The sequence below is a fragment of the Gordonia sp. 852002-51296_SCH5728562-b genome (genome assembly GCF_001665475.1).
In the GTDB taxonomy this organism is placed as follows: domain Bacteria; phylum Actinomycetota; class Actinomycetes; order Mycobacteriales; family Mycobacteriaceae; genus Gordonia; species Gordonia sputi.
Map to the genome: position 1 here is coordinate 51,468 of NZ_LZMI01000105.1, position 25,027 is coordinate 76,494.

At 64.7% G+C, this 25,027-nt stretch carries 23 protein-coding genes; 13 read left to right on the top strand and 10 right to left on the bottom strand.

The window, feature by feature from the left end; translation table 11 throughout:
* The first annotated feature begins 217 nt into the window (after positions 1-217).
* Together A5766_RS18110 and A5766_RS18115 are read left to right on the top strand one after the other, a co-directional pair.
* Positions 218-1,702 (top strand): MFS transporter, encoded by a 1,485-nt coding sequence (locus tag A5766_RS18110; RefSeq protein WP_005201931.1) that lies wholly within the window; start codon positions 218-220, stop codon positions 1,700-1,702.
* Between the two features lie 116 nt (positions 1,703-1,818).
* Positions 1,819-2,694 (top strand): hypothetical protein, encoded by an 876-nt coding sequence (locus A5766_RS18115; RefSeq protein ID WP_156527512.1) that lies wholly within the window; start codon positions 1,819-1,821, stop codon positions 2,692-2,694.
* 42 nt (positions 2,695-2,736) lie between these two features.
* Here the strand turns inward: A5766_RS18115 and A5766_RS18120 are convergent, their stop codons facing one another.
* Entirely contained in the window at positions 2,737-3,054 is a 318-nt protein-coding gene (locus A5766_RS18120; RefSeq protein ID WP_231894718.1) for a DoxX family protein, read from the bottom strand.
* Between the two features lie 134 nt (positions 3,055-3,188).
* Between A5766_RS18120 and A5766_RS18125 the strand changes: the two genes are divergently transcribed.
* On the top strand, positions 3,189-3,674 hold the full coding sequence (locus tag A5766_RS18125; RefSeq protein ID WP_231894719.1) for a MarR family winged helix-turn-helix transcriptional regulator: 486 nt from the start codon (positions 3,189-3,191) through the stop codon (positions 3,672-3,674).
* 70 nt (positions 3,675-3,744) lie between these two features.
* Positions 3,745-4,575 (top strand): SDR family NAD(P)-dependent oxidoreductase, encoded by an 831-nt coding sequence (locus A5766_RS18130; RefSeq protein WP_064905797.1) that lies wholly within the window; start codon positions 3,745-3,747, stop codon positions 4,573-4,575.
* Positions 4,576-4,703: 128 nt separating this feature from the next.
* On the opposite strand, the gene A5766_RS18135 is transcribed toward A5766_RS18130, so the two are convergent.
* From A5766_RS18135 to A5766_RS18145, 3 genes are all read right to left on the bottom strand, one after another.
* Positions 4,704-5,573 carry an immunity 49 family protein gene (locus A5766_RS18135; protein ID WP_064905799.1) on the bottom strand — a complete coding sequence of 290 codons (870 nt, stop codon included), beginning with the start codon at positions 5,571-5,573 and terminating at the stop codon, positions 4,704-4,706.
* A 9-nt stretch (positions 5,574-5,582) separates the two neighbouring features.
* The gene (locus A5766_RS24745) at positions 5,583-5,837 is read right to left on the bottom strand and encodes a hypothetical protein (RefSeq protein ID WP_064905801.1); all 255 of its coding nucleotides are present in this window, start codon (positions 5,835-5,837) and stop codon (positions 5,583-5,585) included.
* 115 nt (positions 5,838-5,952) lie between these two features.
* Positions 5,953-7,014: a hypothetical protein gene (locus A5766_RS18145; protein ID WP_156527513.1), complete on the bottom strand. Its 1,062-nt coding sequence runs from the start codon at positions 7,012-7,014 to the stop codon at positions 5,953-5,955.
* Between the two features lie 424 nt (positions 7,015-7,438).
* Between A5766_RS18145 and lon the strand changes: the two genes are divergently transcribed.
* Positions 7,439-9,775, top strand: a complete 2,337-nt coding sequence (gene lon / locus A5766_RS18150) for an endopeptidase La (protein ID WP_005201924.1) — start codon at positions 7,439-7,441, stop codon at positions 9,773-9,775.
* Between the two features lie 95 nt (positions 9,776-9,870).
* On the opposite strand, the gene A5766_RS18155 is transcribed toward lon, so the two are convergent.
* Positions 9,871-10,539 carry a fasciclin domain-containing protein gene (locus A5766_RS18155; protein ID WP_039854197.1) on the bottom strand — a complete coding sequence of 223 codons (669 nt, stop codon included), beginning with the start codon at positions 10,537-10,539 and terminating at the stop codon, positions 9,871-9,873.
* A 200-nt stretch (positions 10,540-10,739) separates the two neighbouring features.
* Here A5766_RS18155 and A5766_RS18160 point away from each other — a divergent pair, with 200 nt between their 5' ends.
* Entirely contained in the window at positions 10,740-12,302 is a 1,563-nt protein-coding gene (locus A5766_RS18160) for a molybdopterin-dependent oxidoreductase (protein WP_064905814.1), read from the top strand.
* Positions 12,303-12,341: 39 nt separating this feature from the next.
* Here the strand turns inward: A5766_RS18160 and A5766_RS18165 are convergent, their stop codons facing one another.
* The gene (locus A5766_RS18165; RefSeq protein WP_005201921.1) at positions 12,342-12,869 is read right to left on the bottom strand and encodes a DoxX family protein; all 528 of its coding nucleotides are present in this window, start codon (positions 12,867-12,869) and stop codon (positions 12,342-12,344) included.
* 196 nt (positions 12,870-13,065) lie between these two features.
* Here A5766_RS18165 and A5766_RS18170 point away from each other — a divergent pair, with 196 nt between their 5' ends.
* The 6 genes from A5766_RS18170 (at position 13,066) to A5766_RS18195 (ending at position 19,163) form a co-directional block, all read left to right on the top strand.
* Positions 13,066-13,419 (top strand): hypothetical protein, encoded by a 354-nt coding sequence (locus A5766_RS18170; RefSeq protein WP_005201920.1) that lies wholly within the window; start codon positions 13,066-13,068, stop codon positions 13,417-13,419.
* Positions 13,420-13,714: 295 nt separating this feature from the next.
* Positions 13,715-15,568 (top strand): molecular chaperone DnaK, encoded by a 1,854-nt coding sequence (gene dnaK / locus A5766_RS18175; RefSeq protein ID WP_005201919.1) that lies wholly within the window; start codon positions 13,715-13,717, stop codon positions 15,566-15,568.
* Entirely contained in the window at positions 15,565-16,143 is a 579-nt protein-coding gene (gene grpE, locus A5766_RS18180) for a nucleotide exchange factor GrpE (RefSeq protein WP_005201918.1), read from the top strand. Before dnaK ends, grpE begins: the two co-directional genes overlap by 4 nt.
* Positions 16,144-16,269: 126 nt before the next feature.
* Positions 16,270-17,475: a molecular chaperone DnaJ gene (gene dnaJ / locus A5766_RS18185; protein ID WP_005201917.1), complete on the top strand. Its 1,206-nt coding sequence runs from the start codon at positions 16,270-16,272 to the stop codon at positions 17,473-17,475.
* 3 nt (positions 17,476-17,478) lie between these two features.
* Complete coding sequence (locus A5766_RS18190) at positions 17,479-17,871, top strand: heat shock protein transcriptional repressor HspR (RefSeq protein ID WP_005201916.1); 393 nt, start codon at positions 17,479-17,481, stop codon at positions 17,869-17,871.
* Between the two features lie 95 nt (positions 17,872-17,966).
* Entirely contained in the window at positions 17,967-19,163 is a 1,197-nt protein-coding gene (locus A5766_RS18195; protein WP_039854177.1) for a hypothetical protein, read from the top strand.
* 22 nt (positions 19,164-19,185) lie between these two features.
* Here A5766_RS18195 and A5766_RS18200 read toward each other — a convergent pair whose 3' ends face one another.
* Positions 19,186-20,337 (bottom strand): FAD-binding oxidoreductase, encoded by a 1,152-nt coding sequence (locus A5766_RS18200; protein WP_005201914.1) that lies wholly within the window; start codon positions 20,335-20,337, stop codon positions 19,186-19,188.
* Between the two features lie 161 nt (positions 20,338-20,498).
* On the opposite strand from A5766_RS18200, the gene A5766_RS18205 reads away from it, so the two are divergent.
* Complete coding sequence (locus tag A5766_RS18205) at positions 20,499-21,644, top strand: amidohydrolase family protein (protein WP_039854175.1); 1,146 nt, start codon at positions 20,499-20,501, stop codon at positions 21,642-21,644.
* A gap of 21 nt (positions 21,645-21,665) precedes the next feature.
* Here A5766_RS18205 and A5766_RS18210 read toward each other — a convergent pair whose 3' ends face one another.
* From A5766_RS18210 to A5766_RS18220, 3 genes are all read right to left on the bottom strand, one after another.
* Entirely contained in the window at positions 21,666-23,147 is a 1,482-nt protein-coding gene (locus A5766_RS18210) for an amino acid permease (protein WP_005201912.1), read from the bottom strand.
* 256 nt (positions 23,148-23,403) lie between these two features.
* Positions 23,404-24,348, bottom strand: coding sequence for a serine/threonine-protein kinase (locus tag A5766_RS18215; protein ID WP_064905804.1), 945 nt, complete (start codon positions 24,346-24,348; stop codon positions 23,404-23,406).
* 44 nt (positions 24,349-24,392) lie between these two features.
* Positions 24,393-24,821 (bottom strand): nitroreductase family deazaflavin-dependent oxidoreductase, encoded by a 429-nt coding sequence (locus A5766_RS18220; RefSeq protein ID WP_005201910.1) that lies wholly within the window; start codon positions 24,819-24,821, stop codon positions 24,393-24,395.
* Positions 24,822-25,027: the final 206 nt, after the last annotated feature.

The window sequence follows — 25,027 nt, forward strand, 5'->3', positions numbered from 1 at the left end:
GCCAGGGCCGGTCCGCTGACCAGGGCCAATGCGACGAGAACGAACGCGGTCAGTAAGCGTCTAGCGGCGGTGGTCATCGTCGGCTCCTGTGGTGGTCAACACTGGCTGACTGGCGTTCATTGGCGAGTTGCGTGCATTCGGAGCATCGTGGGGACAACGAGCGGCTCCGAATGCCGCCGACACCACTGCACCACGACTGTGAGAGACGGGCAACGACATGCACACGTCTGCGCCGAACGATGGCATGCCGGGAGTCAGCGCATCGTCGGCGAAGGGGCGATGGCTGATCGCCTCGGCTGTGCTCGGTTCGGGGGTCGCCTTCCTCGACGGCACCGTCGTGAACGTCGCGTTGCCGACCATCGCGCGTGACCTCGATACCGGGCTCGCCGGACAGCAGTGGGTCGTCGACGGGTACATGCTCACGCTCAGCGCGCTGCTGCTGACCGGCGGTGTCGCGGGGGATCGGTACGGCCGCAGAGCCGTATTCGTCGGCGGACTGATCGTGTTCGCTATCGCCTCGATCGCGTGTGGTCTCGCACCGACCATCGAGTGGTTGGTGGTGGCGCGTCTCGTGCAGGGCGTCGCGGCGGCAGCACTCGTGCCGGGCAGCCTTGCACTGGTCAACGCCGGTATCCGTGAAGAGGAGCGAGGACAGGCAGTCGGGCTGTGGGCGGGGATGTCCGGGGCGACGAGTGCACTCGGGCCGTTCGTCGGCGGATGGCTTGTCGACGCCGCGTCGTGGCGGTGGGTCTTCTTCCTCAGCGTCCCGATCGCGCTCGTTGCGGTGGCAATCACGTTGCGGCACATAGACGAATCGAAAGAGCCGGGCGTGGCTGGGCGTCCCGACATACCCGGTGCCGTCACCATCATGCTGGGACTTGCGGGCGTGATCGTTGCGCTGATCGAGGGGCCGTCGCGCGGGTGGACGCCGTGGATCATCGCCATAGGAATCGCAGGAGTTGTGCTTCTGGTGGTGTTCGTGCTGATCGAACTACGCACGCCTGCACCGCTTCTCGAGTTGTCGATGTTCCGCTCGGCCCAGTTCACCGGAGCAAATGCGACGACGCTGCTCGTCTATGCCGCGCTCGGCGGAGCGCTGTTTCTTGTTGCGCTGCAACTGCAACAAAGCCTGGGGTACTCGGCATTGGAAGCCGGCGCTGCGATGGTGCCGAACACCGTCGTGATGCTCTTCGGGTCATCCCTGTCGGGGCGGGTTGCGCAGAAGACTGGTCCTCGCATTCCGATGACCGTGGGTCCGGTCATCGCGGGCATCGGGCTGGCGTTGATGGCGCGGATCGTCCCGGGGGCAAGCTATCTCGGTGCGGTGTTCCCCGCGGTGATCCTGTTCGGCGTGGGTATGACCATCACGGTCGCGCCCCTGACCGCCGCGGCGCTCGCTGCGGTCGACGACGCGCACGCCGGCGCGGCGTCGGGCGTCAACAACGCCGTGTCGAGGATTGCGGGACTGCTCGCCGTCGCGGTTCTTCCTGCTGTTGCGGGAATCAGCGCGGGACCGGGCCAGCCGCTCGGTCCCGGCTTCACGACGGCGATGCTCATCTCCGCGGTCTTCTGCGCCCTCGGCGGACTGGTCGCGGCCTTCACGATCCGGTCGGGTACCGGCTTCCGACCACAGGTGACGCCGACGGTGAACGCCGCGTGTCAGGACCCCGCGACGCGGGTGCGTTCGTCGACGTCGGGCTGACGGGTCAGGAAAGCGTCGACACACATTCAGGGCGTGGCGCGCACGTCGAGGTCTCGCGATCCGCTCATCTCGTCGGGCAAGGCCATGGCCGCGTACGCGGCGCTACTGTCGACCGGGTGACGTCAACATCATCGGGTAAGTGGGCCGGAACGTATGCGGGGATACTCGCGGTGCTCGGCATCGCCTTCGTGTTCGCGCCCGCCTACCTCGCGGGTGGCCACTACGGCGGATACGGCGACAACGCGCGCCTTGTGCAGTCGATGCGCGTCGCATTCATCGACTATTCGAGCTCGGGGAGCGCAGTTCTGCCGGACAGCCTCAAGACCGTCGTCGACTACTGGGCGCGCTATCACGTCGCGAAAGCGGTGATCGCCGCCTTGGCGCTGCTCGTGATGTGCTCGGCGTGCCGACGGCTCTGGGCGTCGTATCAGGATAAGTCGTATCAGGGCACGTCGTATCAGGGCACGTCGTATCAGGGGCGCCAGGCTGATGGGCGCGGGCGGACGGTGGCTTACGTGGTCGCCGGCTTGACTGCTTCGCTCGGAACGATCACTGCCGCTGCGTTGCTGATGGCCAACATCCAGGGCGCGATTGCGCCGCTGTCATCGGCGGTGTCATTGCTGCCTGCGCAACGTGATTCGTCCCTCGCGGCGGCAGTTGACGCTGTGCGTCACGGGATCGACACACCGGGTGCGTCGCCGGTTGCCGATCACCTCGTCGCCGACTTCGCGCGCTACCACGTCGTGGTGGCGGTGCTGTCCGCGGTATTCGCGGCGCTACTCGGCGTGCTCGCGGTTCGTCTGTGGCGCGGCCGTCATCCTGGTTTGAATGGCGGTGGCGCACTGAGCTATTCGGTGCGTGGCCGTTCGGCAACCGCAACCGCCGCAGCCACGTTGACGGTGGCCGCGGCGGTGCTGGTGCTCTGCGTCGCCAACATATCGAGCGCACTGGAGCCAGCGCGGGCGCTGAGCTTGTTCTTCGCGGGCGGCTGAGGCGCGTTCGCTGCGGTCAGGCGCCCGCTTCGGGGGTACCTGTCAGATGCTCAGCACACGCAGGACGATGTAGGCGATCGAGACGAGCATCAGCACGATGACGGGCGCGATGTTCTTGTCGCCTACGCGAAGGTGGAAGATCGCTGCGCCGAGGAAGTAGAGGAAGGTTCCGATCGCTGCTGCGACGCCGATCGGCCACCAGAACAGGCCGACGATGAGGCCGATTGCTCCCGCGAACTCGGCGAGTGCGAGGAGGCCCACCTTGTCCTCGGGGAATCCGACCTCGGTCATCACACCCATCTGCTTGGGGTCGTGGCGCAGTTTGCCCACTCCCGAGAAGACGAGCATCAGTGCGAACACGATGGCGAGGACGACGGTGGCGATGAACGTGACAGCTCCTGAGTAAACCGCTGCAGTGGCAGACAGGTTATTGAATGTTCAACCAAAGCTACACGCGGTTACTTGAATGTTCAAGTCGGCGTATGCTGAGCGTCATGTCTGATGCACCATGGCTCGACGACGCGCAGCTCAGGGAGTGGAAATCGGTGATGGCACTCCTGACGACGCTGCCTGCCGCGCTCGACTCACAACTCAAGCGCGACGCCGGGCTGAACATGTTCGAGTACCACGTCCTGGTCCGTCTCGAGTCATCTCCCGACCACACCCGTCCGCTGTCCGACCTCGCTTTGCTGACGCAGAGCTCACTGTCGCGGCTGTCGCATGCGATGACGAGACTCGAACGTTCGGGCTGGGTGGCACGCATTGCCAATCCCGGCGGCGGGAGGCACACGCTGGCGCAGATCACCGATGACGGCGTGCGCAAGCTTACCGAGTGCGCCCCCGGCCATGCGGCCGAAGTGCGTCGGGCGGTCGTCGACCCGCTCAGTCCCGACGACCTCGCCGCACTCGGGAGGTCTGCGCGCTGCATCCTTCGCGAGATTGCACCCGACGTCGCCGACGTTCTCGAGCGCGAAGGCTAGGTTTCAGGGGTAGGCACGAGGACGATGTGTACGTCGCGCACGCAGATGTGCCGCCTGATAGGGGGAATCGATGTCCATTCAGCGCAGGGTTCAGGCTCTGGTTCAACGTCGTAGTTTCGTCCCGGGATTCGTCGACGCCGCGCTGGCGGGACGCGGCCGCGACGTCGCAGGTCTCACCGTCGTGATCACCGGGGCGTCGGCGGGGATCGGTCGGGAGTCGGCGCGCCAGCTCGCCGCGCGCGGAGCACGTGTGATCGGTGTGGCGCGCGGCGAGGAGAAGCTGCGCGAGCTGGCGGCCGAGACCGGCTGCGAGTACCGGGTGTGCGATCTCTCCGACGAGGCGTCGAACGACCAACTCATCGCCGACCTCGCCGACGAATTTGTGGACGTTCTGGTCAACAACGCAGGCCACTCGATTCGACGCACCATCGTCGACTCGACCGAACGATTCCACGACTATCAGCGCACAGCACGACTCAACTACCTTGCCGCCGTGCAGCTCTCACTCGGACTGTTGCCGGGCATGGTCGAACGCGGTGAGGGGCAGTTCGTCAATGTGTGCACCTGGGCGCTGCACGCCAACACGTTTCCGCGGTTCTCGGCCTACGCGGGGTCGAAGAGTGCATTGGCGATTTTCGGTCGCAGCCTGAACGCTGAACGGCCAGAGGGAGTTACGGCGACCAACGTCTACTTCCCGCTGGTGCGTACCGAGATGATCGCTCCCACAGCCGAATACGACGACGTCGGCGCGCTGGAGGTCGACGAGGCGGCGAGCTGGATCGTCCGCGCGATCACCCACCGACCCGAAGAGGTGTCGCCGGCCGTCGTGCGCTACCTGCTGCCTGCGATCGACCTCGTGTCACCACGGATGTCGGATAGGACCATCGCTGCGATCACGTGAGATCGGGCTCCGGGTGCGCCCTGAATGTGTGTCTAATCGAAGGATGTGGGTGCTGCAGCACCCACATCCTCCAATACGACACATATTCAGCTGGCGGGTTGGCGCGGAAGGCGATGCTTCGGAGCGCTCTAGTCCAGCTCGAACATCCAGGGCGGGTTCTGAATGAGTTCGACGGGGAGATAGTCGGATTCGACGTCGATCGTCATGCCCTCGTCGAATGCCATCGCGCACAGGCCGAACAGTGGAAGCGAGAAGAAGCCACGGGGAGTGTCGCTGCGTGCTTCGTTCGCACTCCAGTACGTCCGGTGGTCGGTCAGGGCGTCGGTCAGCTGCTCGGTGAAGTTGGCCTGGTCGTCGGGTTCATTGCCGATGGTGCCCAGCACGCCGAACAGGTCCAGCTGCAGCAGCCGAGCCTCCTCCTTCGTCGAGACTGTTGGCGAGTTGACGTGGGAAACAGCAGATTTCAGTGTCTCAGCCCACTCGGGGTCTTTGCGGTCGCGTGCCTGCAGCGCCTCGACGAGTCCGAGCAGCGCACGGTCGTTGCGGCTGCCCTGCGTCAACAGTGCGGGGTCGACGGCGTCGAGCGTCTCGCGTGCCGTCCCGTTGCGTGTGGCGCGTGCCCACCAGTACGCGTCGAGCCAGGTCTGTGCGTTCACCGCGCGGGGATTGTGCCCGGTGCCGTGACTGGCTAGACCCGCAGAGTCCATCTCGAGGACGAATGGTTGGCCAGGCGGGAGCGCTGCGAGTTGGTACATCCCGAGGTAGATCTGCTCGGCCCGACGGGCCGCGACGCGGGTCTCGGCGCGTGATCCGGACGGGTCCGATCCGAAGTGGAGTGCTGCGGCGCTGGTGGCCGCGAGTGCCGCGGTCGGCATCGTCGACTCCGGGTACAGGCTGATGTCCTCGAAGTGCGACACCAGCGCGTCGTCGGATTCGGTTGCCAGTTCGCGCAATTCGTCGATCGATCGGCCAAGTTCGTGCCTGGTTACAGAGTGCATCGTGTGGTCCTATCCGATGTCGAAGTTACGAACGCTATAGCCTGCCCACTCGTCACCCGACACGCGCGCCTTCACGAGACGGTAGCTGAGTGCACCGCGGTTGAGCGCGCTCCGCATGCTCAATGCGCGTGGGTCGCCGTTTCGGGCCATCTCGTCGATGAGTGAATCCAGGTAGCCACGGGTTCCCTGTTCGTACCGCTGGCCGTCGAGGCCGATCCGAGACCCCGACTTGGCCGACGGCCCCTTGACCTCCTGAACCACCATTCGCTCGGAGCCTCCGGTTTTGGCTCGCACCACGAATACCTGGTCCGGGTCACCCGGACCGGATCGGCCACGGGGGCTCGTCAGCTCACGGACGTCGTACTTCGACGCCGGATAGTCACGTGCGATGGCCTGTCGGCCGGCCGCCTCGCCGAGCCCCTCGCCCTGTGCGGTTTGCCGAACATAGGCGTCCTTCAGCTCGGACTCGGTCCGTGGATCGACCTTGCCACCCGTCGTCTGCTGGGCCCGCACTTTCGGCCTTGAGTCGCTGCACGTCGCGGACAGCTTGATTGCGGGCCACGACGTTCTCGCGCATCTGCGACGATTCGGCACTGGTCGGCGCGCGCTGCTGAGCGGGACCGTCGTATGTGGCACGGACCGTCGGCGACGACTGGGATTCGACGAAGCTCCCGGGCTGCTTCGGATTCTCGCGGATGGCCGGAACCAGCTCGCCATTGGCGTCGACGCCGCTTCCCGGCTTCCGCTTGATGACGCCGTTCGATCCCTGCTGCTGGTAGTACTTCGCGCGATACTCCGGATCGTTGATCTTGCTCTGCATCGGAGCGTTGCGCTGCTCGACGCCGGTCGGCTTCGGTTGCGCGGACTGCTCAGGCGCCGGCGCGGCGGGTTGCGAGGGTTTGGGTGATGCGGGCTGCGCGGGTGCGGCGGGTTTGGGTGCCGCGGGCTGCGCGGGTGCGGAGTTCTGCGGTGCAGGCTTGGCGTCCGACTTCGGGGCCGCCGGCTTCGCGGGCGCAGGCGCGGGCGTGGCGTCCGACTTCGGGGGCGCCGGCTTCGCGGGCGCGGGCTTAGCTGGCGCCTCTGGCTTTGCTGGCTTCGCCGGCGCGGGAGGCGCAGGTGCGCTGCCGTCGGTATTCGGGATCGCCGGTGCGGTCTCCTTCGAACCGCAGGCTGAAAGCTCCGACTGCAGCCCGTTGGCCTGTGCCTGTAGGGCATCGCGCTGGCCGGTGAGTTGCTGGGCCTCGGCGTTGTAGGCGCCGACGGCTCCGGCGTTCGTCGTGTCGACGCTTCCGCCGCGGGAGTTGTGCGCGTCGATCTGGCCCTTGAGTGTGTTCGCCTGCGACTGGAGTGCCTGGACCCGCGAGGGGAGCGTCGAGCAGTCCGGTGCGGGCGCGGCGAAGGCCTGCGTCGGCGCTGCCACGATCAGGGCGATCGACGCCATCACGGCGAGAATCACGCCGACGAGGGCTCGTCGACCTGATCTGAGCAGGCTCCCCGTCTCCGCTGTCGATGGTGGGCGAGCGCTCGTGCTTCGAGACATTGTCGGACCTTCCTTGACGTCGAATCTGTATGTGTCAGTTCGATTCGTCCGGCCACCCGAAATGTTCCGGCAGGTGTGAAAGTCGTCCGTTCACTCAGCTTGGGGGAGTGATGGGGTGCTGCGCCTGAATGAGTGTCCAATCGAAGGATGTGGGCGTTGCAGCACCCACATCCTTGGATACGACACACATTTAGCCCCGCATCGGCGGCCAGCGTGGGCCAGGCGGCAGAGCGGAGCCTCCCAATTCCGCCCCAGGCGAAATCTGCCCGGGAACAAACATCCTGCCACCCAGGTTGAGTCCATCAGACTGAACTTTGGAGGTTACATGTCTGACACGTATTCAGTGCCCGTCCTCTTCGTTCCTGATCTGGTCGTCCTGCCCGGCATGGTTGTGCCGGTGCCTCTCGACGACGCTGCGCAGGCGACAGTGGACGCGGCCCGGGCCAGTGAGTCCGGAAAACTGCTGGTCGCTCCCCGCCTGGACGACCGGTATCCCACCTATGGCGTTCTGGCGTCGATCGTGCAGGTCGGACGTATGCCCGGCGGTGTGCAAGCTGCCGTCGTCAAGGGCGAGACACGTGCCCACATCGGCACCGGGACCACTGGCCACGGCAACGCGCTGTGGGTCGAGGTGACCGAGGTCGACGACGCCGAGGCGACGCCCGAGACCAAGGCGCTGGCCGCGGAGTACAAGAAACTCGTGCTGGCCATGCTGCAGCGTCGTGAGGCGTGGCAGATCATCGACGCGGTGAACAAGATGACCGACCCGTCCGATCTCGCCGACACGTCGGGCTACTCGTCGTGGCTCGACGACGTCCAGAAGCGACAACTTCTCGAGACGCCGGACGTCGGCGAACGTCTGCAACTGCTGATCGACTGGACCAGCGAGCACATCGCCGAGACCGAGGTCTCCGACAAGATCGCCGACGACGTTCGGAACGGGATGGAGAAGCAGCAGAAGGAATTCCTGCTCCGCCAGCAACTCGCCGCGATCCGCAAGGAACTCGGTGAGGACGAACCCGACGGTGCCGACGACTACCGCGGTCGCGTCGAAACGGCCGATCTTCCCGATAACGTGCGAGAAGCCGCACTGCGTGAGGTCGGCAAACTCGAGCGCGCCAGTGATCAGTCGCCCGAAACCGGTTGGATCAGAACATGGTTGGACACCGTTCTCGATCTGCCGTGGAGCGTCACCACCGAGGATTCGACGGACATCAAGGGTGCCCGTGAGATCCTCGACGCCGATCACCACGGTCTCGACGACGTGAAGGATCGCATCGTCGAGTATCTGGCGGTGCGTGCCCGACGTGCCGAGCGCAAGCTGCAGGTCGTCGGCGGACGCGGGTCCGGTGCCGTGATGGTGCTGGCCGGTCCTCCCGGTGTCGGCAAGACGTCGCTGGGTGAGTCTGTTGCCCGTGCGCTCGGTCGCAAGTTCGTGCGCGTCGCTCTCGGCGGTGTGCGCGACGAGGCCGAGATCCGCGGTCACCGTCGTACCTACGTCGGCGCACTGCCGGGCCGCATCGTGCGTGCCATCGGCGAGGCGGGATCGATGAATCCCGTTGTGCTGCTGGATGAGATCGACAAGGTCGGTTCCGACTTCCGTGGCGATCCCGCGGCCGCGCTGCTCGAGGTCCTCGACCCCGCGCAGAACCACACGTTCCGCGATCACTACCTCGATCTCGACCTCGACCTGTCCGACGTCGTGTTCCTCGCGACAGCCAACGTCATCGAGAACATCCCGTCGGCCCTGCTCGACCGTATGGAGCTCGTCACGATCGACGGCTACACCGAGGACGACAAGGTGGCCATCGCCCGCGACTTCCTGCTCCCGCGGCAGGAGGAGCGCGCTGCGCTGACAAACGACGAGGTGTCGGTGACCGAGGATGCGCTGCGCGAGATCGCTGCCAACTACACCCGGGAACCGGGTGTGCGCCAGTACGAGCGACTGCTCGCCAAGCTGTTCCGCAAGGTCGCGACGAACGTCGAAAGTGGTAAGGCCACAACGCCTGTCACGATCGAGGAGTCCGATCTCAAGGAGTATCTCGGCCGCGCCCGGTTCACGCCGGAGTCCGAGGAGCGTACGGCAGTCCCCGGTGTTGCCACCGGACTTGCCGTGACCGGAATGGGCGGCGACGTGCTGTTCATCGAGGCCAACCGCACCGATACGGGCGAGGGCAAGGGTGGTCTGCAACTGACCGGCCAACTCGGCGACGTCATGAAGGAGTCCGCGCAGATCGCGCTGTCGTATGTCCGTGCGCACGCCCGCGAACTCGGCGTCGACCCGAAGAACCTGGAGGGCACGATCCACGTGCATGTCCCGGCGGGCGCGGTGCCTAAGGACGGTCCGAGTGCCGGCATCACGATGGTGACAGCCCTGGTGTCGATGGCGACGGGTCGCAAGGTCCGTGCCGAGGTGGGCATGACCGGCGAGGTCACGCTCAACGGCCGCGTGCTCCCGATCGGCGGGCTCAAGCAGAAACTGCTTGCGGCACAACGTAACGGGCTGACGCAGGTGTTCATCTCACCGCGTAACGAGGCCGACCTCGACGACGTCCCGGCTGAGATCCTCGACGCCGTCACGGTCACCCCGGTGGCCGACGTTGCCGATGTCGTCGCACAGGCTCTCGAGCCGGTCGCCGACGCGGCGAGGACAGCCGCCTGATCCCGGAGGATCAACCCGACCTCTGATCGGAGATGGGGCGCACCGATTACGGTGCGCCCCATCGCTTTATCCAGAGAACCTGATCGGGGAATCGATCACATGGTCGGCGGCATCAGCACGGTGTCGACCATGTATACCGTGGCATTTGCGGTCTTGACCCCGCCGCAGACGACGCCAGCGTTGTTGACCTTGAGATCATTGCCCGACCCGGTGACCGTGACGTCCTGACCCTCGAGGGTCTTGTGTGTCCCGTCAATCGCGTCGGGGGCGATCTGTCCCGAAACGACGTGGTAGGTCAGGATTTTCGTGAGCAGATCCTTATCGGTCTTCAGCTTGTCGATCGTCGCTGCGTCGAGCTTCGCAAAGGCGTCGTCGGTCGGCGCGAAGACGGTGTACTGGCCGTTGTTGAGCGTATCCACCAGGTTCACCTGCGGATTGAGCTGTCCCGACACGGCCTGAGTCAGCGTCTTGAGCATCGGGTTGTGGGATGCCGCTGTGGCTACGGGATCCATCGCCATACCCTCGACCGAGCCGCTTCCGGACGGATTGGCCTTCGCATAGTCGGCACATCCCGGCCCCACGAGCGAAGCCGGCTGGGCGGTACCGCTGCTCATCGGCATTGCCGACGACGACATCGGGGCCATCGACGACGCCGTCGAACCGGACGACGAACTGCTGTCGTCAGAACATCCCGCGATCACTCCCACGGTCAGTACGGCGCCTGCTGCTGCAAGAGTCAGGCGTTGAAATCTGTTGGCTACCATGATCGATCCCATCATTGAGGAACAAACTCACCGTGCTGTGAGTCTCGGAGGGCATTCGCTGGAAACCACACCCCGGATGGGTGAAAAGAAAAATACTTCGCGACCCATCCGCACAGCGCGCTCGAACGAAGTACTGCAGAAGTCGACGACCGACGAGGCTGACTTCGGTGAGGAGGTCTGCTGTGGGTCAGCGGTCCGAAATGCGTCAGCGATCCGAAACGTGGCTTCGTGCCGCGGTTTCCGGCCTGCTTGCCGTGCTCGGTGGTATCGCGGCGGGCGAGTTGGTCGCTATTCCATTGTCGCGCATGGCCTCCCCGTTTCAGGCGGTAACCGCGTTTCTCGTCGACAACTCGCCTGCGTCCGCTCGTGAGTGGGCGATCACGACGTTCGGTACCAACGACAAACCGGCGCTGATGATCGGTGTCGCAATCGCTCTCGCCCTACTCTCCATGCTGGCGGGCATTCTGCAGGTGAGGCGGCCCCCTGCGGGGGTCATTCTTGTCGTTCTCGTCGCCGCGTTCGGAGCATTCGCGGCGGCCACTCGTCCCACCGCGGACGCGAGCTACGTGATACCGGCGATCGTCGCAGGCGTGGTCGCGGTTGCGATACTCTTCGTGCTCAGTCGTAGATCGCATGTGCCGCAACAGGTTCGAAGCGATCCTGATGGAGTCGACGAAAACAGCGATGGCACAAAGAGTATAGGAACATCGCGGCGCGCCTTTCTTGGTGCGGCGGCGGTCGTCGCAGGAGCATCCGCGATCTCGCTGGTAGTTGCTCGACGCGTCGCCGACGCCGGGGGAGTGATCGCGGAGCGAGCCCGCCTCGTGTTGCCCCGCGCAAAGTCTGCTGCGCCACCGATTCCTTCAGGCATCGACGTCGAAGGGGCAACACCGTTCCTCACCAGCAACGCGAACTTCTATCGCATCGACACTGCATTGCAGGTCCCACAGTTGTCGACGTCGGATTGGCGTCTGCGAATCCACGGCATGGTTGACCGTGAGATCACGCTGGACTGGAACGATCTCATGGCGATGTCGGCGCAGGAGCGGATCATCACCCTGACGTGCGTTTCCAACGAGGTCGGCGGCGATCTGGCCAGCAACGCGAGGTGGATCGGGTATCCGATGCGCGACATTCTCGCGATGGTGAATCCGCATGCCGACGCGGACATGCTGCTCTCGACGAGCGTCGACGGCTGGACGTCCGGCACACCGCTCGACGCGATCACCGACGGACGCGACGCGATGCTCGCGGTGGGCATGAACGGAACTCCGTTACCACTGGAGCACGGCTATCCCGTACGCCAGGTGATCCCCGGCCTGTACGGCTTCGTGTCCGCATGCAAATGGGTTGTCGATTGGGAGATCACGAGATTCGATCGCGCACAGTCTTATTGGGCGAAGCGCGGCTGGGGTGTGAAAGCACCCATCAAGACGGCGTCACGCATCGACAAACCCGCGCCGCTGTCGACCAATCCGGTCGGGCCGGTCGTGGTCGCCGGTACGGCATGGGCGCAACACCGCGGTGTGCGACGGGTGGAGGTGAGAGTCGACGACGGCCCGTGGAACACCGCGACCCTCGCCACCGAATACTCCACAGACACGTGGCGGCAGTGGAGCTGGACCTGGCAGGCGACGCCAGGACAGCACACGTTGTACTGCCGGGCGACCGACGCCGAGGGGAAGACGCAGACCGACCAGCGAGTGGCTCCGATCCCCGACGGGGCAACGGGATGGCACAGCCGCGTCGTGCAGGTGGCCTAGCGTCGCACGCCAGGCCACCTGGACCGAACGGCGTCGGGCTCAGGCCGTCTTCGACGCCAGCGCCTTCTTGCGGCGCGTGAGGACACCTGCGGCTCCCGCTGCAGACGCGATGAGCGCGGCAACGCCTACGCCGTCGCGTGAGAGCGGGTGTTTGATGACCGCGTCGACGGAGTACCGACCCGGGCCGGTGAGAGCCAGTGCGGCAGAAGCGAGTCCGAGCACGGCGGGGTACTCGAAGCCACCCTCCTGTGCAAAGAATCCGCTGGGGCGGTGCACGTCGGCGGCCGCGATCATCGCTGCCGCGCCCGCTGCTGCTGCCACGCGGGTGCCCGCGCCGAGTGCGACGAGTCCGCCTGCGGCCTCGCTGACGCCCGCGGCTACGGCAGAGGTCTTGGCGGGCTCGAAGCCCATGTGCTGCATGCCCGCAGTCGTGCCGTCGATTCCGGGGCCGCCGAACCAGCCGAGCAACTTCTGGGCGCCGTGCGCGAACAGGGTGGCACCCACGGCGACGCGCAGGGTCAGCAGACCGGCGTCGAGCGCGCGAGAGTGGTTTGTTGTCTTCGACATTATTCTTGACCTTCCTACAGATGTCCTAAGAGGACTGTAGTCCGCTTAGTGACGAGGAGCCACGTGGCCCTGGTCACGCGGCCACCGTGAGCGCCGCCAGGCGTCGTGCAACGTTCCTGCGAGTAGGTCCCGTGCGCATGTGGACGGCCGTAGGCTGGCTTTGAAAACGTTGCCATTGCGATCGCGAGGAGCCGAGATGCCCGACCTGCCCGAGATCACCGACGCCGAGATGCAGACGATTCTCGAGTACGCCCAGCCGTACACGGTCTCGATTCTTCGATCGGGTCCGAACTTCGGCTCGCCCGAGGCCGGGCAGTTCATCAAGGAGCACGGTCGTCGCACCCTCGCACTGCGCAAGGCGGGTGAGCTGGCCGTCGTATTGCCCATCCGGGGCAACGCCGACATCCACGGCGTCGGCGTCTTCGACCGCGACGTCGACACGGTCACCAAGATCATGAACGACGACCCTGCCGTGCAGGCGGGCGTCTTCACCTTCGAGGTCTATCAGGCCGAAGGCCTGCCGGGCGACGCGCTGCCGCCTGCTCCGTGACAGCCGCTTTGCTGGCCCTTTCATAGTTGCGCGAACTGCGCTCAACTTTTTTCTCCGAATCGGGAACAACTCGGATCTGTGCACAGTTGGACCTATCGAGAAACCTGAGTCGGGCAGACTCAAGTAGACTTGACGCGGTGAGACTCAACCAGTAGGACTTGAGTCGGACGCGCTGAAGTCTCTGGTCCCCAGCCAGACGCAGGTTTGCATCGACCAACCCCCTCGGTCGTGCCATCAGCTCGACCAGGGGACTGAGAACTTGGGTGCACACCCACAAACTAGGAGGAAATAACAGATGTCTCGTGCTGTTGGAATCGACCTCGGCACCACCAACTCCGTGGTGTCCGTGCTCGAGGGCGGCGAACCGACTGTCATCGCCAACGCCGAAGGCTCGCGGACCACTCCGTCCGTCGTTGCATTCGCGCGTAACGGTGAGGTACTCGTCGGACAGCCCGCCAAGAACCAGGCCGTCACCAACGTCGACCGCACCATCCGGTCCGTCAAGCGCCACATGGGCGAGGGGGACTGGAACGTCGAGATCGACGACAAGAAGTACACCCCGCAGGAGATCAGCGCACGCACGCTCATGAAGCTCAAGCGCGACGCCGAGGCCTACCTGGGTGAAGACGTCAGCGACGCGGTCATCACCGTGCCCGCGTACTTCAACGACTCGCAGCGTCAGGCCACCAAGGAGGCCGGCCAGATCGCGGGCCTCAACGTCCTGCGCATCGTCAACGAGCCCACTGCTGCCGCACTGGCATACGGACTCGACAAGGGCGAGAAGGAACAGACCATCCTGGTCTTCGACCTCGGTGGCGGTACCTTCGACGTCTCGCTGCTCGAGATCGGCGACGGTGTCGTGGAGGTCCGTGCGACCTCGGGCGACAACAACCTCGGTGGCGACGACTGGGATCAGCGCATCGTCGACTGGCTCGTGGAAAAGTTCAAGAGCAGCTCCGGCATCGACCTGACCAAGGACAAGATGGCCATGCAGCGTCTGCGTGAGGCTGCCGAGAAGGCCAAGATCGAACTGTCTGCCTCGCAGAGCACCTCGATCAACCTGCCCTACATCACCGTCGACGCCGACAAGAACCCGCTCTTCCTCGACGAGCAGTTGAGCCGCAGCGAGTTCCAGAAGATCACCTCGGATCTGCTCGAGCGCACCCGCGCTCCGTTCCAGGCTGTCATCAAGGACGCAGGCATCTCCGTCGGCGACATCGATCACGTTGTGCTCGTTGGTGGTTCGACCCGTATGCCCGCCGTCACCGATCTGGTGAAGGAGCTCACCGGTGGCCAGGAGCCCAACAAGGGCGTCAACCCCGACGAGGTCGTCGCGGTCGGTGCTGCTCTGCAGGCCGGCGTTCTCCGCGGTGAGGTCAAAGACGTTCTGCTGCTTGATGTGACCCCGCTGTCGCTCGGTATCGAGACCAAGGGCGGCGTGATGCACAAGCTGATCGAGCGCAACACCACGATCCCGACCAAGCGGTCGGAGACCTACACCACGGCCGAGGACAACCAGCCGTCGGTGCAGATCCAGGTCTATCAGGGTGAGCGCGAGATCGCGTCGCACAACAAGCTGCTCGGCTCGTTCGAGCTCGGCGGTATCGCTCCTGCGCCGCAGGGTGTTCCGCAGATCGAGGTGACCTTCGACATCGACGCCAACGGCATCGTGCACGTCACCGCGAAGGACAAGGGCACCGGCAAGGAGAACTCCATCCGCATCCAGGAGGGCTCGGGCCTGAGCAAGGACGAGATCGACCGGATGGTCAAGGACGCCGAGGCCCACGCAGAAGAGGACCGCAAGCGTCGTGAGGAGGCCGAGACCCGCAACCAGGCCGAGTCGCTGGTCAACCACACCGAGAAGTTCCTCAAGGACAACGAGGACAAGGTTCCCGGCGAGGTCAAAGACAAGGTCAACGCTGCGATCTCCGAGGCCAACGAGGCCCTGAAGGGCACCGACATCTCGGCGATCAAGAGCGCGATCGAGAAGCTGTCCACGGAGTCCCAGGAGATGGGCCAGGCGATCTACGCGGCATCGGCCGCTGAGTCGCAGAACGGCGCATCCGCCGAGGGTGCCACCGCAGACGCCGACAGCGACGTCGTCGACGCAGAGGTTGTTGACGAGCCGAACTCCGGGGACACCAAGTGACCTCACCGGAGCCCGAGCTCGACACGACTGCGACAGACGCCGCGGGAGTGGACGTGGAGTCGACGGTCGAAGGGACCGTCGACCCCGCGTCGGGTTCGGAAGAGGCGACCGGCGCGAACTCGGCCGAGGTGGCCGAACTGACAGCCGCCCTGCAGCGCGAACGCGCACAGTTCGCCAACTACAAACGGCGAACCGAAGAAGAGAAGCAGGGACGCGTTGCCTACGGCAAGCAGATCCTGATCGACAAGCTGTTGCCCGTTCTCGACGACCTCGACCGTGCCCGCGAGCACGGCGACCTCGAGAGCGGACCGCTCAAGGGTGTGGCCGACAAACTCATCGCCACACTCGACGCTGAAGGATTGACGAAGTTCGGTGCACCGGGCGACCCGTTCGACCCGGAACTGCACGAGGCCGTCCAAAACGACGGCAGCGGAACAGAACCCGTCATCGGCGCGGTTTACCGCGGCGGTTATCGGCTCGGCGACAAGGTGATCCGCACGGCGATGGTGACCGTGACCGATCCCGCCCCGGCTGGTCAGTCGCAACCGCAAGACACTCAGAGTGGTGCACAATAATCACCTGCGCATATTCCGATGGTGCGTCGCGCGAGAACTCGACGCGACGCACCATCGGTGCACTCAAGGCTTTTTCACAACTCAAGACCAGACAACTTCACACAACTACGAAGGAGGTGACGTCTGGTGGCTCCACAACGAGAATGGCTCGAACACGACTTCTACAAGGACCTGGGCGTTGCTTCTGACGCTTCAGCTGAAGAGATCAAGAAGGCTTACCGCAAGCTCGCTCGCGAGCTGCATCCCGATGCCAATCCGGGAGACAAGGAAGCCGAAGAACGCTTCAAGCGGGTGTCTGAAGCCCACAGCGTGCTCTCCGACGCCGACAAGCGTAAGGAGTACGACGAGACCCGTGCCATGTTCGCTGGCGGTCAATTCCGCGGCGGCGGAAACGGTTTCCCGGGAGGGTTCCCCGGAGGCGGCGGGACCCGCTATTCGACGAGCAACGGCGCTGATTTCAACATCGGCGACCTCGGCGACCTGTTCGGCGGCGGAGGTGAATCGAGCGGCGGATTCGGTGACCTGTTCGGCGATCTGTTCAACCGCGGAGGTTCATCGCGCTCGTCGACGGCGACGCGGCCGCGTCGCGGCAACGATCTCGAGACCGAGACCACGCTGTCGTTCAAAGACGCCGCGGTCGGTACGACCGTACCGCTTCGCATAACAAGTCCCGCTCCCTGTACGACGTGCCACGGAAGTGGCGCCAAGCCGGGGACGAGCCCGCGAGTCTGCCCGACCTGCAACGGGTCCGGGCTGGTGAGCCGCAATCAGGGCGCGTTCGGTTTCAGTGAGCCGTGCCAGGACTGCCAGGGAACGGGATCGCGCATCGACGATCCGTGTACCGACTGCGACGGCTCCGGCGTGAAGGTCAGGGCTCGCACGATCAACGTGCGTATCCCCGCCGGCGTCGAAGACGGACAACGAATTCGGTTGGCAGGCCAGGGTGAAGCAGGTCGACGCGGCGCTCCGTCGGGCGACCTCTATGTGGTCGTCCACGTGACCGCCGACAAGATCTTCACCCGCAGCGGCAACGACCTCAAGGTTCAACTTCCGGTCAGTTTCTCTGAATTAGTGCTCGGGGCAACGGTTTCCGTACCGACGCTCGAGGGGTCGGTGGGAGTCAAGATTCCGCCGAACACCACAGACGGACGCACTCTGCGTGTCCGGGGACGTGGTGTACCGAAGCGTTCGGGCGGAGCGGGCGACCTCTTGGTCACCGTGAAGGTCGAGGTGCCGGGCTCACTCGACGACGCCGCGACCGAGGCGCTCAAGAAGTACGCAGAGGCCGAGAAGGCGAGCGGATTCGACCCCCGTGCAGGATGGGGGCGATGAGTCATGGCGAGTCGAGACTTCGAGGATTCGAGCGCGACATTCATGATCTCGGTCGCCGCCGAACTGGCAGGGATGCACGCGCAGACATTGCGCACGTATGACCGGCTCGGACTCGTCACGCCGCAACGCACGACCGGAGGCGGACGCCGCTACTCGACGCGCGACGTCGAACTCCTGAGGGAGATCCAACGTCTCTCGCAGGAGGAAGGCGTCAACCTCGCGGGTATCAAGCGCATCATCGACCTGACCAATCAGGTCGACGCTCTGCAGCAGAGAGTGGGCGAACTGCAGAGTCAGGTCGAGCAGTCCGCTCGCCGAGGCGGCGAGCTGGTGCCGGTTCCGCGCACGAGCGCTCTGGTCGTGTGGCAACCGCGACGCGCCAAGCGTAAAGACTGATCACACGCTCTTTCCACCCATGCTCCCCGACGGCCGGTTGGCCGCCGGGGAGCACGCGTTAGGCTGACTTCTCATAGCAACGTGGGGAGTGAACGGTGACACAGCCGACTGGAACGCAGACGACTGGAACACAGGCATCAGGCGCAGAGCCAACAGCGCCGGTGTCCCTTGGCGTGTCCGTCGTCGGCGACGAGATCGCGTCAGTCGTCATACGCTCGAACGGCGGTAGGGACGAGATCGCGGCCAGCAATCTCGTTGATCTGCCCGATTACCTCCCCGAATCGGCCGCCGCAGCCATCACGGAATTGGTCGAGTCGGTTCCGTTCGAGGTCGATCACCTCATCGTCTCCTGCTCGCGTCCGAGCACCCGCAACTACCTCGCGCAGGCGTTCACGCCAGGATCGTCGACGCCGCCCTGGTACCGGATCACCAGCGTCGATGACATCACGAGTGCCATGCTGGCCGTCGTGCGCTCGTCGCCCGGCGGCGCAGGCGTGACGGCGGTGGTGAACCTTGCACGCACAGGCGGGCCCGCTGACGGTGTGTGCGTGGCGCTCGTCGACAACACCACCGGCCAGTTGCTCGACACCCGCGACAACTCGACGGTCGAGGGGATTCCGGTCACCGATGCACGGGGTGCCGATGACGTCGCTCGACTGATCCTCGACGCCGACGGCGGCTCCCGGTTGAGTTCCGTCGTCTGCACCGGGTCGGGCGCAGAATTGCCCGGCGTCGCGCCCGCGCTCGAGTACGCGGTCGGGCGTCCGGTGTCGATCGCCGAGATGCCTGCTCTCGCGCTCGCCGCGGGCGCTGCCGCCACCCCGCCGAAGACGACGGTGTTGCGCGCAGGCGACTCGGAGCCCGCCGCATTTGCCGCCGCCACGCCCACGCGCGCTCCTCGCGACGCGACGGGGCTGCGTTGGTGGGCGCTGGGAGCGGTGATCGGGGTCGCCGTGCTACTCGGCGCCATCGGACTGACCGCACTGCACGCCAGCGGCGACGACACCAGCGCCAGACCCGACACCACGCCGACCACGGTGACCGTGACCGACACCCCTGAGCAGGCAACCGTCACGCGCGAGGGCGAGGCGGTCACCGAAACGCAGACCGAGACCAGGAGCGAGGTCCGCACCACGACGGTCCGACCGCCGACCGTCACCAGGACGGTTGAAGCCCCGGCGGCTACTCAGACAGAGACCACGACGGTCATCCAGACCACCACGGTCGTCGTCACTGAGCCCGGGCAGTCCGAAGGCAGCGGCGAGCAGGGCCAGGGAACAGGCGAGAACTGAGGTCGCGTGGGGGCGTAGTCCGTCAGTAGACGGGATCCGACTGGATTCTGCTCGCCCGCACGCCCGCGATGATGAGTCGACGACGCGTTGCCGTCACCATCTGCGGAGAACCGACGACGAGCGCCTGATGATCGCTCCAGTCGCCTTCTGCCGCAACAACATCTGGCAGTAAGCCGATCCGATGGTCGACGCCGAGATCCTCGGGTGATGCGATCGAGTTCAACCACCACGGGTCGTCGGATTCCTGCGACACCGCAGTGATGCGCAACCACGGATTGGTCGAAGCGATGCGCGCGAGCACCGCCAGATCGTAGAGCTCTCCGGGGTAGCGCATGCCGTAGAAGATGTGCGTCGACGGCGAGTCTGCCCGCTTCGACATCTCGATCAGGAGCGCGCGCAGCGGAGCGAGGCCGGTACCTCCGGCGACCATGAGGACATCATGGCCGCGTTCGATGTGCAGCGTTCCGTGATTCTGCGCCAGCTTCCAGACGTCGCCGACACGCGTGGTCGACACGATCGCAGAACTCACGACGCCACCGGGGACGGCCCGGACGTGGAATTCGATTTCGCCATCCTCATTGGGCGGAATCGCAGGTGAGAGATGCCGCCATTCGTGCGGCCATTGCGGAATCGCCACCTCGAGGAATTGCCCGACGGAAAAGCGCAGCGGATCCTCGCTGAGGAGTCGCACGACTGCGAGGTCGCGGGTGATCCGATACTTCTCGGCCACCCGCGCGGTCCAGGTCGGCGGCCCGGACGCCATCTCGGCAGCACCGCGCATCACACCGGTTGTCAACATCATCGCCTGGGTGACTGTCTCCTCGGTATCGCCATCCCAGTAGCCGTCGAGCAGCGCGCGGAACTCTCCGATCAGCGCGGTACACATCAGTGGGTAGTGCGCGGGCAGCACCCCGAACTTGCGATGATCGCGCCCGAGCTGGGCAAGTAGTTCGACCAGGTCAGTGTGGCCGTCGTCGGACGGGATGACCTCGAGGGCGTGGTCGATCACCCCGAAGAACGCCTCACGCAGATGCGACATCTGGGCGGGAAACAGGTCCCGCAGATCGGGATCGAGGGCGAAAAGGCGCGTGAAGACGCCGCGCGTGAACGCATCGGGATCGCGTCCGATGACCTGACGCACGTGGTGCAGCGCATGGCGTGAGTGCCCGCCCATGCTCACCTCCGATCGTGCCGCCCCGTCGACAGCCTCTCCATTCTGCCCCCTCGTCGGCGCGGGGTGCCCGAGGTGGCGAAAGGTGTGTCCGTCGAAAAGAATCCGCACCCGTCGAACGCTTAATCGATCCGAAAATCGGAGCGATGTGGGATCCTGTATTTGTGGGCTCCCTGGAAAACGTGCTCCCGGGAATCGTCGACGCGCACATGTTGCAATGGAATCCGCGTCAGACTCCTTGGCGGGCAAAGGGCCTCGCGCGGGTGCGACGACTCACGCCGAGGCTCGGCGATCGCGCATTCACCCTGCTGGTCTCACAGGCCGATAGAGAATACGTGCTGACACCCTCGGTCATCGCGCGCGCCTACGAGACCGAGCAGTACCTCAAAGACATCGCGGGAGTCCCGACGGTCGCGGACGTCGCGATCGACACCGTCGTCGTCGCCGATTCCCACTGGCGCGCATACGCGGGCGACATCGACATGATCGCAGACGCCGAAGCCGAGGAGCTATCGGAAACCCGCTACGTGATCGGCCTTCCCTTCGGTCTCGACGGTGCCCCGCGGTTGGGAGGGCTCATCGTGCACGGCGATCCTCGATCGCCCAACTTCGCCACGCAACTCGACGCACACCTCGACATCACGCCTCTCGTACGCGCGGTCCGGGTGCTCGCGGCACGGCATCCCGATCCGCGCGTTCGCGATTCGACGCCGGACGAGGGTCTGCTGGCGTCGACGTCCGCGCTGCGTGGCTTTGGCGAAGCGGTGCGTCGGGGACTGGTGCTGGAGGCGTTTGTGTATTCGCATCAGCTCTACGACGTGGTCAGTTTGGCACGCGAGTACCCCGAGGCCACGGTCGTCGTCGATCACATCGGGGCGCCGGTGGGTGTGTTCGGTCCGATGGGTGTGCGGACGGGCAACACCGCCGCGGCGCGTGCAGACATCATGCGCCTGTGGCATGAGCGCGTGGTGAGCCTTGCCGCGCAACCGAATATCGTGATGAAGCTGTCCGGTTTGGCGATGCCGATTCTCGGTTACGGACACGACCCACACGGCAACATCGGGAGCCGAAAGACTCTCGCCGAGATGATCGGTCCCCTCGTCGGGCACCTGGTGAGCCATTTCGGGTCGGAACGACTCGTCTTCGGATCCAACTTTCCCCTCGACCGACCCAATGCGACGATGTCGATGCTTGTCGGCGCACTCCTCGACGTACTCAATCCGTGGGGTGACGACTTCTTGCGAAAGATCTTCCGCGACAACGCCCTGCGGGTGTACAACGTCGACGACGCCCCTCGCGGCCAGGCGTGAGGGGCGTCGTGCAGCGGGCTTCTATTTGTCCTCGGGTCCTTCCGGAACCGGCGGCTCAGGCATGACGGGATACTCACCGGTGTAGCCCTGGCGTTGCGCCGCGAGCGTCATGACCTTTGACCGGCAGCCGTACCAGCCGGCGATGAGCAGTGGCGTTCCGACGATGATCGCGATGAGATTCCAGATGTCGTCGTAACACATCAGGACGACCACCGCCGCGAGGAAGATGAGCGTGGCGTAACTGGTGTACGGCGTGCCCGGGAGTCGGAATGAAGGCCGTGTGAGTATGCCCTTCTTCTCCCACCGGTACAGCTGGATCTGACAGGCGACGATCATTGCCCACGTGGAGATGATTCCGAGCGCGGAGAGGTCGAGCGCGATGTTGAAGGCCTCTTCGGGAACGAACAGGTTGAGGATGACGCCGAGGAAGGTCAGCGCTCCTGTCAGTGCGATCCCGCCGAACGGAACCCCGTTCTTGTTCATCTTTCCGGTGAATGACGGTGCAGTTCCGTTGAGCGCCATGGAGCGTAGGGTGCGGCCCGTCGAGTACAGGCCTGCGTTGAGACTCGACATCGCCGCAGTGAGCACGACGAGATTCATGATGCCTCCCGCCGCCGGTACACCGATCTTCGAGAAGAAGGTGACGAACGGACTCTCGTCCGCCTTGTAGGTGGTGTAGGGCAGGAGGAGGGCGAGAACTATCAGGGATCCCACGTAGAACACGGCGATACGCAGGATCACCGAGTTGATCGCTCGCGGCATCACTTTCGCGGGCTCGGCCGTCTCGCCCGCCGCGGTGCCGACCAATTCGACTGCGGCATAGGCAAAGATGACGCCCGACGTCACGATCACCAACGAGAACAATCCCGTGGGGAACATTCCGCCGTTGTCGGAGATGACGCTGAATCCGGTCGATGCGCCCTCGATGTCGAAACGTCCTGCGAGGAAGACGATTCCGACGACGAGGAACGTCACGAGTGCGGTGACCTTGATGATCGACGCCCAGAATTCCATCTCACCGAAGAGTTTGACCGAGATGATGTTCATGGTCAGCACGATGCACAGTGCGATGAGCGCGATCAGCCACTGCGGGATCGCCCCGAACATCCCCCAGTAATGCACGTAGAGCGCCACAGCGGTGACGTCGACGATCGCGGTGGCGGCCCAGTTGAAGAAGTAGAGCCAGCCGGTGACGAATGCTGTTTTCTCACCGAAGAATTCGCGCGCGTAGGAGACGAATGATCCCGACGAAGGTCGGTGGAGAACGAGTTCGCCGAGTGCGCGGAGGATGAAGAAGACGAAGACGCCGCACACGGCGTAGGTGATGAACAGGCCGGGGCCGGCGTCGTGAAGGCGGGAACCCGCACCCATGAACAGGCCGGTTCCGATCGCGCCACCGATGGCGATCATCTGGATCTGTCGCGGTTTGAGCGCCTTCTGGTAGCCCTCTTCCTCGTGGGCGAGCGCTGAATTGTCGTACTGCGTCGTTGGTTCGGCTGTCATGACTCCCCGTGCGCTTGTGGACGATAGACCGTAGGAACAAGATGGACGACCCCTGACGCTATCGACACTTCGCTACATCGAGATGACGCAGGATGTTAACGATCTCGATGGTCGATCGGCGTCGATTTGACGACGCACGGGCCCAATTGTCTTGAGACGCCGCTCGACTGGCGATTCGATGTCCGATTTAACAATGGATGAACTGTGTCGTGCATCACAGGCCGAAGGCGGCGTCGGACCTCTCGGAAAGGTGCTCTCAGGTCCGACGCCACGGCCTACGTCCCGCAGCGGGCTGGGGGACCGGCACGTCGCGGAGGTTGCGGGCGACGATGTCGGCGAACTCGCTACACGTCGAATAGCGATCGGCCGGATTCTTCGCGAGGGCCTTGGCGAACACCGAATTGAGTGCGGACGGAAGCCACGGTCGACGTCGGGTCAGCAGCGGCGGGTCGTCGCGCAGATGCGCGTTGGTGATGGCGAATGCCGTCGCACGTGGGAAAGGCGGAGCGCCGGTGAGGAGTTCGGTGAGCGTGCAGGCGAAGGCGTATTCGTCTGTTGCCGGTGAGAGTTGCTTGGCCTGAAGGAGTTCCGGAGACGCGTAGGCGATCGATCCCTGAACTCGGCCGTTGCGCGCGAGTGGCCGGTTGTCGTCGACTAGCTGCGCGATGCCGAAATCGGAGAGCAATGCGTCGGTGTCGGGTCGTGTCGACGTCAGCAAGATGTTGGCGGGCTTGACGTCTCGATGTAGGACGTCGCGGGAGTGCGCGAAATCGATTGCCGCCGCTATCTGTTGGGCTACCCGGACGAAGGTCGGCACCACCGGTTCTGTCGTGGGTGACGGGATCAGCGCGATCGCGGCGGGACCGTCGACATATTGCATGGCGATCCATAGCGTCGGCGGAACACGGTCGGCGGGGACACCGAGAACCTGCGCTCGACGGATTGACTGTGCGTCGGGTTGCATCTGCCCGCGCGTATACATCTCGACGATGTTCGGGTGGTGGAGTCGGGACGCGATGGTGAACTCGCGCTCGAAACGTCCCGCAGCCCTGGTGTGGCCGGTCTCGTCGGAATGCAGGACTTTGAGCGCTTCTGGCGTGCGCTCGTCGCCACGGTGAACGCGGTACACATCAGCACTACTGCCGCTACCCACCAGCGCATCGATGGTGTAGCCGGCCACGTCGGTTCCCGGCAGGTACACCTCGTCAGGGTATCTGTGCGGTGACCAGCCGGTGCGATCGATGGTCAGTCGGTGGGCGTCAGACGGAAGATCGGGAACACTCGGCCCTGCGCAGTCTTCGTGTACTCGATGAACTGACTCGACATCGACGTGAAGGCCTGCCACGCCTGCTCTCGAGCGGCCGGATCGAGCTCGGTAGCGGTGGCGGAGTGTGTCTCGATGCCGCTACCGTCCGAGGCCCATTCGACGGTCACGTGTGGGTTCTTGCGCAGGTTGTAGACCCACGACGGATTCTTCGGCGAACCTGCTGCGCTGCCGATGATGAACCGTCCGCCCGCTCCGTCTGGTAGTCCGAGAAGGGGACTGACGCGGTCGGCGCCCGACTTTGCGCCGGTGGAATGCAGCACCACGAGGTGGCGTCCGAAGCCCATGGCCGACACGGTGCCGTCGTTCTCATGAAACTCGTCGATGATCTGCGAATTGAAGTCGCTCATGTTTGACCATTGTCTACTGAGTCTGCGTCGGCGTCGGCGAAACGCACTTTTGTTATGCGCATGCGTCCGTCCAACTCGCTCATCGGTGATCGTCACGAAGCCTAGCCTCGGGCTTTCATGCTGATTTCGTGTCGTAAACGAAGATTGGTGCCCTGACCTGGGATAATTCGACTTGCGAAGGTCCGAATATCTCATGATCGAGGAGC